The following is a 12,449-nucleotide window of genomic DNA, read 5'->3' on the forward strand; positions in this document are numbered from 1 at the left end:
GATGAATGATTTCACTATAACAAATTTAGGGAATCTACTCAACCGCAGAAGGCAACCGGTTTGGCGACAGCGTTTCGCTGACCGTACCCAAAGCGTATCCTTGACGCTTCGCTTCTCGTATCATGCCTGTCAGCGCATCTCTAGAAGAGGCGGTCGGATGCATAAGAATCAATGCTCCGGGCTCCAGCTTGGAGGAAATTTTCTGAATGATCCAATCCGGGGACGGCTTGCGCCAATCCACCGTATCAATCGTCCACATAACCGTCATTAAACCTTGTTCGCTGGCAACCTGAACGGTGGTCTGATTGTACGAACCGGAAGGCGGAGCGAACCATTTGTTCTGCGCGCCTAGCGTTCCCTTTATCAAATCCTCGGTACGGGAAATTTGCGTATACTGGGATTGTCTATTTAACGTTTTCATGTCGGGGTGCGAATACGCATGATTCGAAATTTCATGTCCCCGTTCCTGAATCTGCTTCGCAACATCCGGATATTTCTTTAGCCAGGAGCCGTCAAGGAAAAAGGTTGCCTTCACGTTTTCTTTATCGAAGGTGTTCAAAATAGCCGGGAGATATTCGTTCCCCCAAGCGACGTTAACCATGATCGCAATCATTTTCTTGTTCGGATTCCCCTTATAGATCGGCCATGGCCCCAAATCCTTCAAAGAAATTTTCGGGGGAATCTCTTTGTATACATACTGAATAGGCGTCGTTTTACCGCTTGCAAGCGTTTGTTGATACGTTTTTTCGACATCGACTTCCAGCCCGTTATAACCGGGAATCGCTTTCCACACCCGGTCAATCCGCGCATCAATGGGTTCAACATAGCGCTGCTGGGCCTCTGCTTCTATTGTTTCCCGCAGCTTCGCCTTTTCCTCATCGGAAATAGCGGATTCTGTCCCCGTAACAATAGCTTCCTGCCCTTTTACTGCTTGAATATAATCCATGACACCCCCGACATTCAGCCGGATAAAAACAAACAGTACGATAAAGGAAGCGCAAAGCCCGATGATTTTATTCCGCATACGCATCATTCCAGCTCCTACCTATCGATATAGGCCACCTATTATGGCTAATGCAGGCATAGCTTATCCATACGCCTGCGCTTGTCTAATAGGTATGTGGAGTTGGACGAGATTATGCGCATAAAAGGCAAAACAAAAAGAAGACAGTCACGGATCTGTCTCTTTGTGCTAACAAAACAAAAAGAGACAGATCAAATCTGGCTCTTTGCTGCCTTGCTTATAGAAGCGCAGTAGAATTACTGCGCCGGAACTTGTGGAGTCAGAACAGCTTTGCGGGACAGATTGATACGGCCCTGCTGATCGATTTCCGTAACTTTAACCGTAATTTGGTCGCCAATCGCAACAACGTCTTCTACCTTCGCTACGCGCTCAGTGGACAGCTGCGAGATATGAACGAGACCGTCTTTGTTCGGCAGAATTTCAACAAACGCACCGAATTTCTCAATACGTTTAACTGTTCCGAGATAGACCTCGCCAATAACGACTTCTTTTACGATACCCTCGATGATGGCCTTCGCTTTTTGATTCATCTCTTCGTTCGAAGAAGCGATAAAGACCATACCATCCTGCTCGATATCGATTTTTACGCCGGTTTCTTCAATAATTTTATTGATGATTTTACCGCCGGAGCCGATAACGTCACGGATCTTATCAGGGTTGATACGAAGGGTAAGGATCTTCGGAGCGTATTGCGACAGGCTCGAACGCGACTCGGACATAACAGCCGTCATTTTACCGAGAATGTGCATACGGCCAATACGGGCTTGTTCCAGTGCCTGCGACAAGATCGCACGGTCGATTCCGTTAATTTTAATATCCATTTGGATAGCTGTAACACCTTGGGCTGTACCTGCAACTTTAAAGTCCATGTCGCCAAGATGATCTTCCATCCCTTGAATATCGGACAGGATCGAGAAATGATCTCCGTCTTTAATCAGACCCATTGCAATACCGGCTACCGGGGCTTTAATTGGTACGCCTGCATCCATCATAGCGAGCGTACTCGCGCAAATACTTGCCTGGGAAGTCGAACCGTTCGATTCGAGAACTTCGGAAACCAGACGGATGGTGTAAGGGAATTCCGTTTCGGATGGAATAACCTTCGAGAGCGCGCGTTCGCCAAGTGCGCCGTGACCAATCTCGCGGCGGCCAGGAGGACGCAGAGGACGGGCTTCGCCCACGCTGAATGGCGGGAAGTTGTAATGATGCATGAAGCGTTTCGTCTCTTCCGGGCTAATGCCGTCCAGGATTTGAACATCGCCAAGCGCACCAAGCGTACAGATACTGAGCGCCTGTGTTTGTCCACGTGTAAACAAGCCGGAGCCGTGCGTACGCGGCAGCAGAGCAACATCACACTCAATTGGACGGATCTCTTCGAGAGCGCGGCCGTCAGGACGTACTTTATCATGCGTAATCAATCGGCGTACTTCTTCTTTGACGATGTCATACAGTACTTCCTTCACATCGGCAAGAAGTTCTGGAGTTTCGGCATACACTTCTTCAAAATGAGCAACGGTGTCACCGTTAACAGCGTCGATCGCATCTTGACGTGCATGCTTCTCCGGAATACGGATCGCTTCAACCAGCCTGTCCGAAGCAAAGGCACGAACGGCGGCATTCACTTCAGCGTTAACCGCGTGAAGTTTTACTTCCATTTTTGGTTTGCCCGCAGCGGCTTGCAATTCTTCGATCGTAGCGACGATTTTCTTGATCTCGTCATGCCCGAACATGATCGCTTCCAGCATCACGTCTTCCGCAACTTCATTACCTTCTGCTTCGACCATCATGATTGCGTCTTTTGTGCCGGCAACCGTTACGAAGATTTCAGTCTCCGCTTCTTGCTCCACCGTCGGGTTAATGATGAATTGACCATTGATTCGACCTACATTTACACCGCCGATTGGACCGTTAAATGGTACGTCGGAAATGCTCAATGCCGCTGAAGTACCAATCATTGCCGCGATTTCCGGCGTGCAGTTCTGGTCTACGCTCATTACGATATTAGCTACTTGTACATCGTTACGGAAGCCTTCCGGAAACAGCGGACGAATCGGACGGTCAGTCAAACGGCTGCTCAGGATCGCTTTCTCGCTAGGACGTCCTTCGCGCTTGATAAATCCGCCAGGGATTTTGCCAACCGCATATAAACGTTCTTCATAGTTAACAGTAAGCGGGAAGAAATCGAGGTCTTTCGGTTCAGCCGAAGCCGTTACCGTACAAAGAACAACGGTATCCCCGTAGCGTACCGTTACTGCTGCATTAGCTTGCTTCGCCAAACGGCCTGTTTCCAGAACAAGCGGTCTGCCGCCTAATAACATCTCTACTCGTTGCAAACGTATTCCCTCCTAAAAAAAGTAATGAAGCCACACTTGCTTCATGCGCAAGCATGTGCTTATAGTCGTAGTTATGTAACCATTGGTTTTCATTACATTCGAGAACAGGGCTGATATATCCTGCTGAATGTTGTGATATTACAAAAAGCAACCCGATTCTGCCGGTTCCGGTAGCCCGGACGGCAAGACAACCAGGTTGCTTTTCATGAAACATGTTCTAGCGGCGAAGGCCGAGTTTTTCGATCAATGCGCTGTAACGTTTAACATCTTTGTTTTTCAGGTATGCCAACAGCTTACGGCGTTGACCTACCATCTTGAGCAGACCACGGCGGGAATGATGATCTTTCTTGTGCTCCCGCAAGTGTTGCGTCAAGTTCACGATGTTTTCCGTCAGGATAGCCACTTGAACTTCCGGGGAACCCGTGTCGCTCGCGTGTGTTTTGTGAGTCTCGATCAGTTGTGTTTTACGATCTTGTGTAATTGCCATCCTTGTTCACCTCCTATTTCAGTTAATCGCCATTAGCCTCGAAACCGCCGGTGAGAGCTGATTTCCAAGCTAAGGTTCAAATGCGGTACGATAACGGACAAGCCGCTCTCGCCCACAACGTTACTTAGTATAGCACAATGAAGAAGGCAAGTAAATGCCGCCGCTTAGGACAAACCAAAGAATTGCTTGGTTTGCTTCGCGTCTTCCCCAATCTGCTCGATTAATTCATGCACGGAACCAAACCGTTTCTCCGCACGGATAAAGGAATGGAACTCCAGAGTGATTGGTTCTCCGTAAATCTCTTGATGGAAATCGAACAGATGCGCCTCTAATACGGGACGGATCTCTTCTTTGTTAAACGTCGGCTTCATTCCGTGATTAAGCACGCCGTAATAAGTTTTTCCTGCCACCTTGGCCTTGATGGCGAATACCCCTAGACAAGGCGTTACGTAAGGCTTGGACAAACCTACATTGGCTGTCGGGAAACCGATCGTTCTACCGCGGGCATCGCCGTGCACAACAATGCCTTCCACTTCATAAGGACGGCCAAGAAGAGTTGTTGCCAGCGCAATGTCGCCCTTCTCCAGTGCGGCACGGATATACGTGCTGCTTACCTTCTCGCCATTCTCGTAAAGAGGCTCAACAATATCGACGGTAATATCGGGACTGCCCAGCGTCCTCATAAGTTCCGGATTGCCCATGCCTTTAGCGCCAAAGGTAAAATCAAATCCGACAATAACATGCGCGGCATGCAGAGGACGCAGCACTTCATCCACAAACTGCTGCGGACTGATTGCCGCAAAGGTCAGATCGAAATTCACGACAAGCATGATATCGACGCCAAGCTCGGCAAATAAAGCCCTCTTCTCTTCAGGCGGCGTCAAGCAGCTGAAGTATTGATCGCCTTGTCCGAGAACCTCTTTCGGATGCGGCAGGAAGGTCATAACGGCAGACAAAGCCCCTGTATCCTTCGCTATTTGTACCGCCTGGGTAATTACGTTCCGATGGCCGCGGTGAACACCGTCAAAATGTCCGATTGCCACGGCAAGCTTCTTGTTCTGAAGCAAAGCCGGGCATTCGGATAAAGGATAATTAAGGGTTATAATTTCCATGCTGATACACCTGCAATTCCTCTATATAATCCCGGTTAGGAAAATACTTTCACCGGCTTAAGCGCCAATGCTTGATCATCGGCCTCAAAAATTCCGATAAAAGCATCATTCTCGCCATAAAGGCGTACGAGACTGCTGGAATCGAAGGAAGCGGCCATCCGATTGTACGGTATTTTCTGCCCTCGAAGCGCCATCTCGGTAACCGCTGCATTTGCTTGAACCCGCTGAAGATGATCAATCGCGATATCAGCCGGAAGCAATTTCTCCTCCAGCTTCCCTGCAGCCTGCAGCTCCTCCAGCTCTTCAATCGTGACGCATTGCTCTCTCGTAATGCCTCCGGACATCGTCCGGGTAAGCTCAGCCATCGCAGCCGGAACGCCCAGCGCACGGCCGATATCTACGCATAACGTACGGATATACGTACCTTTGGAGCAGATAACGGAAAAGGTGAATCGGGGCTTATCCGCGTCAAGAACCGCGTCAAGAAGATCAATCTGATGGATTGTCACTTTGCGTGATTTCCGTTCAACGGTCTTGCCTTCCCTTGCGAGCTCATAGAGCCGTTTCCCGTCTACCTTCACGGCGGAGAACATCGGCGGAACCTGATCGATCTCTCCAACAAAGCTTTGCAGCACCTGCAGCACCTGTTCTCTCGTAACCTTAATACCAGTCTGCTCTTCAAGGACTGTCCCCGTCAAGTCTTCCGTATCCGTAGCCGTACCTAGCTGAATAACGGCTTCGTAGGCTTTAGGCCTCTCTTGCAAATATTCAACCACCCTTGTGGATCTTCCGAGGCATAGCGGCAATACTCCGGTAACCATCGGATCAAGAGTTCCCGCATGCCCGATACGCTTCATGCGAACGATTCGCCGTACTTTCGCCACTACATCATGCGAAGTCCAACCGGCAGGCTTCCATACGGCAATAATTCCGTCCATCTATTCATTCAACGCCTTTCTAACCGCTTCAACAAGTTCCTGCATCGCTTCCGTAAGCGTTCCTTGCATCCGGCAACCGGCTGCGCGGACATGTCCGCCGCCGCCCAACGCTTGAGCAATGGCCGCTACATTCGCTTTTCCCGCAGATCGAAGGCTTGCCTTAACTCCGCCATCTTCGGTTTCCTTGAAAAGAATCCCGACTTCCACACCGTCAATATTAAGCGCGTAATTGACGATCCCTTCCAGATCATCCGGCACAGCGCCTACCTCTTTCATATCATCCTTGCCGACATACAGCCAGCCGATTTGTTGATCATCCGTAAAGGTTAGTCTCGCCAAGCAGCGCTGAAGAAGCTTCAGCTTAGCCATCGTCATTTTCTCAAGCAAATGATCGGCAAGCTGATGCCCCGGCGCACCATAAGAGAGCATGCGGGAAGCAACATCCATTACTTTTGGACTCGTATTGGAATACCGGAAACCTCCGGTATCCGTAAGCAATCCGGTATAGATGGCCGTCGCGCACTCCACATCGATGTTCAAACCGGACAAATCGATCAGATCGAACAGGATCTCGACCGTGGCCGCAGCGTGAGGACGAATGACATTAACCGCGCCAAACCCGTCGTTGGTCGGGTGATGGTCGATATTAAGTATTTTCGCATCCTGCGCAAACAAGGCTGAAACCTCGCCAATACGCCGAAAATCGGCGCAATCGACCGCAATGACATGCGTGTACGTTTGCCCCGGCTTATCTTTGCGATAGTTGACGATTTGATCAAAGCCTCTTAAGTAGTTAAGCCGTGAAGGAGATTCTCCTTCATTGATCAGCGTTTTTGTTTTCCCCAATTGATCAAGCATCCAGCCTATAACCGATGTAGAGCTGATCGCATCTCCATCGGGCTGCACGTGGGAGACGACCAAGAAGTCGTCTCCTTCCCGCATAAATGCAAGTGCAGCTTCAAGCTGTTGCCCGTAGTCAACGCCGGCCGTCATTGGCCTTTGTTCCCACGGTTGATTTCTTCAAGCAGCCCTTCGATACGGCTGCCATACTCGATGCTGCTGTCGAACTTGAACAGCAGCTCCGGCGTATGACGGAGACGCATCCGCTTGCCAAGCTCGGAACGGAGATATCCGTTTGCTTTGCCAAGCGCTTTAAGGGTTTCTTCCTTCTGTTCTTCGCTGCCGAGCACGCTGAGGTAGACACGCGCCTGGGAAAGGTCGCTTGTCGCCTCAACACCCGTTACCGTAATAAATCCGATACGAGGATCCTTCAACTCGGTCTGGATAATTTGGCTCAGCTCTTTTTTAATCTGTTCGCCGACCCGTCCTACACGAATTTTAGCCATGCGTTAATCACCTCTCTACGGACTCCATTACGAAGGCTTCAATAATATCCCCTTCTTTGAAGTCGCTAAACCGCTCGATCGTAATACCGCACTCGTAGCCTTGAGCAACTTCTTTCACATCATCCTTGAAGCGTTTAACGGTATCCAATTTGCCTTCGAATACAACGATGCCGCCGCGGATGACGCGAACTTCGGAGTTACGCGTAATTTTGCCGCTGATAACCATACAACCGGCAATAGCGCCAACCTTGCTGAGTTTGAAGATGTTGCGGACTTCCGCTTGGCCTTGAACAACTTCTTTGAAGATTGGATCCAGCATGCCTTTCATGGCTTGCTCGATTTCTTCGATGACATTGTAAATAACGCGGTGGAGACGAACATCTACTTTCTCCTGTTGAGCAGCAAGATCAGCTTGCGGCTCTGGACGAACGTTAAATCCGATTACGATAGCGTTGGATGCCGCAGCCAAGTTGATATCGGATTCCGTGATCGCGCCTACGCCGCTGTGAATAATCTTGATGCGAACGCCTTCGATATCAATTTTCGCAAGGGAGCCTTTGAGGGCCTCTGTCGAACCTTGAACGTCAGACTTGATGATGATGTTGAGATCTTTGATCTCGCCTTCTTGAATATGCTTGAACAAATCGTCAAGCGTAACGCGGGAATTCGCGCCAAGCTCCGACTGACGTTGCTTGATCGAACGGCGGTCGGCAATTGCTCTTGCTTTGCGCTCGTCTTCAAATACCATAAACGGATCGCCTGCAAGCGGTACTTCTGTCAAGCCGGTAATCTCAACCGGAGTAGAAGGACCGGCTTCTTTGATACGGCGGCCTTTATCGTTGACCATTGCGCGGACACGACCGAAGCAGTTGCCGGCAACGAAAGCATCACCAATTTTAAGCGAGCCGTGTTGTACGAGAACGCGTGCTACCGGACCTTTACCTTTATCCAGCTCGGCTTCAATAACCGTACCGCGTGCGCGTTTGTCGGAATTCGCTTTGTAATCATTAACTTCAGCCACGAGCAGAATCATCTCGAGCAGCTCTTCCAGACCAAGGCGTTGCTTAGCCGATACGTTAACGAAGATGGTATCGCCGCCCCACTCTTCCGGAACGAGTTCGTATTCCGTAAGCGCCTGTTTGATTTTGTCGGGATCCGCTTCCGGTTTATCGATTTTGTTAACCGCTACGATAATAGGCACGCCAGCCGCTTTCGCATGGTTGACTGCTTCAACCGTCTGAGGCATAACGCCGTCATCGGCTGCAACAACGATGATCGTAATATCCGTTACTTGAGCACCGCGTGCGCGCATAAGCGTAAACGCTTCGTGACCCGGTGTATCGAGGAACGTGATTTTCTTGTGATTGATCTCAACTTGGTAAGCACCGATATGCTGAGTGATACCGCCTGCTTCGCCGCCCGTTACGTTTGTATGACGGATAGCGTCGAGAAGGGTTGTTTTACCATGGTCAACGTGACCCATAATCGTTACAACCGGTGGACGAGTCGTCAAATCCGCTTCGTCATCCACTTCTTCCACGGTTTCGAAGGTATCTTCTTCAACCGGAATTTTCACTTCAACCTCTACGCCAAATTCTTGAGCGATCAAAAGAATGGTATCCATGTCAAGTTCTTGGTTGATAGTAGCCATTACGCCAAGAGAAATAAGCTTCTTGATAACTTCGGACGCATCCTTATGAAGCAGCTTAGCCAAATCGCCTACTGTCATCGTACCGCGCACAATGATTTTCTTAGGCGTATTGTCGATTTTCTCGCGTGGTGGCTGCTGCGAATGGTTACGGTTGTTTCTGCCGCCTTTGCCGCGACCGTTAGGATTCGTTCTAAAGTTCGGCTTGCCGTCGTCGAAACGCTTTTGGCTTCCGTTGTTGCCACCCGTTCTGTTTTTGTTTACCGCATTGTTGCCTTTACGGTTGTTGGTTTCGCCTGCCGCAGTACCACGCGAAGTTGGTGCCGGACGGGACGAATCGAACGAACGGTTTTGTCCGCCGCCTTGACCTTGCGGACGGTTACCGCCCGGTGCGCCGCCGCCTTGCGGACGGTTGCCGCCCGGTGCGCCGCCTTGACCTTGCGGACGGTTAAATCCGCCGCCACCTTGACCTTGCGGACGATTGCCGCCTTGGCCGCCTTGACCTTGCGGACGGTTGTATCCGCCGCCGCCTTGCGGACGATTGCCGCCTTGACCGCCTTGGCCTTGCGGACGGTTATAACCGCCGCCGCCTTGCGGACGATTGCCGCCTTGACCGCCTTGACCTTGCGGACGGTTATAACCACCGCCGCCTTGCGGACGATTGCCGCCTTGACCGCCTTGGCCTTGATAAGAACCTTGACGGTTGCCGCTGTTCTGCGGTCTGTTATTGCTGCTTGCGCTATTGTCGCTAGTGCCGGCGTTAGCCTGGCTAGCGTTCGTTTGACTTTCGTTTCCTTGCTGACTTTGCGGACGTTGTTCTTGTTGCGATTGGTTGGTTTCAGATGTCGTTTTAATAGAATTCATAGGCCCCTGTCTGTCCTGAGATAGATTTTTTTGTACCGTTTGATTCTGCTGCTTGCTTGCGGTCTGTGCCTGTGGCTGAGGTGCCGCCGATACGGTAGCACTGCCCGATTCCTGGGCACGCTTCGCAGCCGCATTTTGCTTGATATCGCGGAAGAAGCCTTCCACTTTTTGAACCATTTCGTTTTCCATGACACTCATATGATTATTAACGGGCAGATTAAGCCGTTTAAGAATCGTTATAATTTCTTTACTGCTCATGTTTAGCGATTTCGCGTATTCGTATACGCGTGTTTTATCTTTATTGTCCTTGCTGTTGTCCTGTTGTTTGCTCAATATTATCCACCTCCGAATTTTGACTCAGATGACCTGCAATCATTTTTCCGAACTTTGCGTCAGTTACCGCCAGTACGACTCGTTCCGGCTTTCCAATGGCCTTTCCAAGCTGATCGCGGTCAAATGCTTCGGCGAGCTGTACCCCGTAGGTGTTGCATTTGTCGCGAAACTTCTTCTTCGTGTTTGGAGAAGCGTCGCCCGCTATGATCACGAGCTGCGCTTCACCTTTACGAACCGCCTTGAGCACAATTTCATCTCCGGTAATAAGCTTTCCGGCTCTCATGGCCATTCCGAGCGAAGACAAGCCTTTATTCATCTTCATCGCTTTCCCGCTCCTTGCCTGCCAGAAACTCGTCCTCAACCGCTATGAAATCCTGTTCAAGCTGGTCGTAAATCGATGCGTCGACTGCCTGCTTCAATGCCCGGTCAAGCGCCTTGGATTTCTTAGCCAGCTTGAAACAGCTGACCTGTCCACATAAATAGGCGCCGCGACCGGCTTTTTTCCCCGTCAGGTCTATAAGCACTTCTTCGTTTGGTGTCCGAACAACCCGGATGAGTTCTCTTTTTGGCTTCATTTCTTGGCATGCCACGCACTTGCGAAGCGGCACTTTTCTCGGTCTCACCGCACACCCCTCCTTTGCCCGTTAATGGACCCAAGATGTAAGCCTGCTGTTAATCGATAGAAACGGAATCCTGGTGCATGGTGCCTGCCGTTGTTTTCGGACGGCCGTATTCCTGCTCCGCTTGCGTTTCGCTCTTAATATCGATTTTCCAGCCCGTCAGCTTCGCGGCAAGGCGCGCATTCTGACCTTTAATGCCAATCGCGAGAGACAGCTGATAATCGGGTACGATTACGCGGGCCATTTTCTCTTGCTCGAATACGATAACCTCCAGCACTTTCGAAGGGCTAAGCGCATTCGCCACATATTCCTCTACGCTTTCCGACCAGCGGACGATATCGATCTTCTCGCCGGTAAGCTCGTTGACGATGGTCTGCACGCGCATTCCTTTAGGGCCTACGCAGGATCCAACCGGATCAACCTCTTCGTTACGCGAATAAACGGCAATCTTCGAGCGGAAGCCTGCCTCGCGGGCAACGGAACGAATCTCGACTACGCCGTCGTAAATTTCCGGAACTTCAAGCTCGAAGAGACGCTTCAAAAGGCCGGGATGAGTACGGGACAAAATAATTTGGGGCCCTTTGGTCGTATTCTCTACTTTTGTGATATACGACTTTACGCGGTCGCCATGCTTGAATTTGTCCGTAGGCATCAGCTCGGTAAGAGGAAGAACGGCTTCAACCTTGCCAAGGTCAACAAACAAGTTGCGAGTATCCTGGCGCTGAACGATACCGTTAACGATATCCTCTTCCTTATCGATAAACGCGTTGTAGATCAAACCGCGTTCCGCTTCGCGAATACGCTGCGTAACGACCTGCTTGGCTGTTTGGGCGGCAATACGGCCGAAGTCGCGAGGCGTAACTTCGATATCCGCGATGTCGTCCAGCGTATAGTGAGGGTTAATCTCACGCGCTGCGTCAACTGTAATTTCTAGACGAGGGTCGAGCACTTCGTCTACAACCGTCTTGCGAGCGTATACTTTAATAACGCCGCTATGGCGGTTAATGTCCACGCGTACATTTTGCGCTGTGTTGAAGTTGCGCTTGTAGCTCGATATCAAAGCCGCTTCAATCGCTTCTAACAGCACTTCCTTCGCAATCCCTTTATCCCTCTCGATTTCCGACAATGCTTCAATAAAATCCATGCTCATTGGAATGGAGTTCCCCCTTTCAAAAATAAACCGCTATTTAGAACACAATCGCAAGACGGGCGCTCGCGACCTTGGCGTAAGGAATGACATGCTCTTTTTTGCCGATTTTCACGGTAGCCTGTTCGCCGTCAAACGCGGTAAGCTGCCCTTCAAATTCCTTGGAACCGTCAATCGGCTCGTAAGTCGTTATGTAGACATGCTTGCCGACTGCCTTGCGAACATCTTCCGGCTTCTTAAGCGGCCGTTCCGCACCCGGGGATGACACTTCCAGGAAGTAAGCATCGGAGACCGGATCGTTCTTATCCAGTTCTTCGCTCAAAAATTCGCTGATTCTGCCGCATTCGTCAATATCGATGCCGCCTTCCTTGTCCACGAACACCCGAAGGAAGAAGTTGCTGCCTTCCTTGACGTACTCAATATCAACAAGTTCAAATCCATTGCTGTTGAGGAAAGGAGTAACCATAGCCTCAACGACGGTTTTGATTTTGGATGTGCTCAATCGGTGTAACCTCCTGTTTCTTCGTACGTCTGCAAACGGCCGATTCGTATGCGAAAAAAGCCGTTTACAAAACGTAAAGAGTGGGTTTCCCCACT

At 50.3% G+C, this 12,449-nt stretch carries 12 protein-coding genes; all 12 read right to left on the reverse strand.

Translation table 11 applies throughout. The features are described from left to right. Positions 1–34 precede the first annotated feature (34 nt). The 12 genes from ACR9FF_RS16895 to rimP all read right to left on the reverse strand — a co-directional run bounded on the left by ACR9FF_RS16895 (position 35) and on the right by rimP (position 12,354). Positions 35–1,033: a polysaccharide deacetylase family protein gene (locus tag ACR9FF_RS16895; protein WP_317981861.1), complete on the reverse strand. Its 999-nt coding sequence runs from the start codon at positions 1,031–1,033 to the stop codon at positions 35–37. 227 nt (positions 1,034–1,260) lie between these two features. Next, entirely contained in the window at positions 1,261–3,342 is a 2,082-nt protein-coding gene (pnp, locus tag ACR9FF_RS16900; protein WP_127495847.1) for a polyribonucleotide nucleotidyltransferase, read from the reverse strand. Positions 3,343–3,574: 232 nt separating this feature from the next. Next, positions 3,575–3,844: a 30S ribosomal protein S15 gene (gene rpsO / locus ACR9FF_RS16905; RefSeq protein WP_127495788.1), complete on the reverse strand. Its 270-nt coding sequence runs from the start codon at positions 3,842–3,844 to the stop codon at positions 3,575–3,577. Positions 3,845–4,008: 164 nt separating this feature from the next. Continuing rightward, entirely contained in the window at positions 4,009–4,956 is a 948-nt protein-coding gene (locus ACR9FF_RS16910; RefSeq protein ID WP_127495789.1) for a bifunctional riboflavin kinase/FAD synthetase, read from the reverse strand. 35 nt (positions 4,957–4,991) lie between these two features. Further along, positions 4,992–5,894, reverse strand: coding sequence for a tRNA pseudouridine(55) synthase TruB (truB, locus tag ACR9FF_RS16915; RefSeq protein ID WP_201000462.1), 903 nt, complete (start codon positions 5,892–5,894; stop codon positions 4,992–4,994). Next, positions 5,895–6,887 carry a DHH family phosphoesterase gene (locus tag ACR9FF_RS16920; RefSeq protein ID WP_435163177.1) on the reverse strand — a complete coding sequence of 331 codons (993 nt, stop codon included), beginning with the start codon at positions 6,885–6,887 and terminating at the stop codon, positions 5,895–5,897. Further along, on the reverse strand, positions 6,884–7,240 hold the full coding sequence (gene rbfA, locus ACR9FF_RS16925; RefSeq protein ID WP_015844983.1) for a 30S ribosome-binding factor RbfA: 357 nt from the start codon (positions 7,238–7,240) through the stop codon (positions 6,884–6,886). The genes ACR9FF_RS16920 and rbfA overlap by 4 nt, the downstream gene beginning before the upstream one ends. 7 nt (positions 7,241–7,247) lie before the next feature. Continuing rightward, a complete protein-coding gene (gene infB / locus ACR9FF_RS16930) occupies positions 7,248–10,085 on the reverse strand; it encodes a translation initiation factor IF-2 (protein ID WP_435163179.1) in 2,838 nt (945 codons plus the stop codon). Continuing rightward, positions 10,051–10,401 (reverse strand): L7Ae/L30e/S12e/Gadd45 family ribosomal protein, encoded by a 351-nt coding sequence (locus tag ACR9FF_RS16935; protein WP_091183487.1) that lies wholly within the window; start codon positions 10,399–10,401, stop codon positions 10,051–10,053. Before ACR9FF_RS16935 ends, infB begins: the two co-directional genes overlap by 35 nt. Beyond that, positions 10,394–10,708 (reverse strand): RNase P modulator RnpM, encoded by a 315-nt coding sequence (rnpM, locus tag ACR9FF_RS16940; protein WP_091181683.1) that lies wholly within the window; start codon positions 10,706–10,708, stop codon positions 10,394–10,396. Before rnpM ends, ACR9FF_RS16935 begins: the two co-directional genes overlap by 8 nt. Before the next feature lie 49 nt (positions 10,709–10,757). Continuing rightward, complete coding sequence (gene nusA / locus ACR9FF_RS16945) at positions 10,758–11,855, reverse strand: transcription termination factor NusA (protein WP_127495793.1); 1,098 nt, start codon at positions 11,853–11,855, stop codon at positions 10,758–10,760. 37 nt (positions 11,856–11,892) lie between these two features. Then, positions 11,893–12,354 (reverse strand): ribosome maturation factor RimP, encoded by a 462-nt coding sequence (gene rimP, locus ACR9FF_RS16950; RefSeq protein ID WP_127495794.1) that lies wholly within the window; start codon positions 12,352–12,354, stop codon positions 11,893–11,895. Between the last annotated feature and the right edge of the window lie 95 nt (positions 12,355–12,449).

Origin of the sequence: Paenibacillus glycanilyticus (assembly GCF_051200795.1) — a bacterium.
Lineage (GTDB): Bacteria > Bacillota > Bacilli > Paenibacillales > Paenibacillaceae > Pristimantibacillus > Pristimantibacillus glycanilyticus.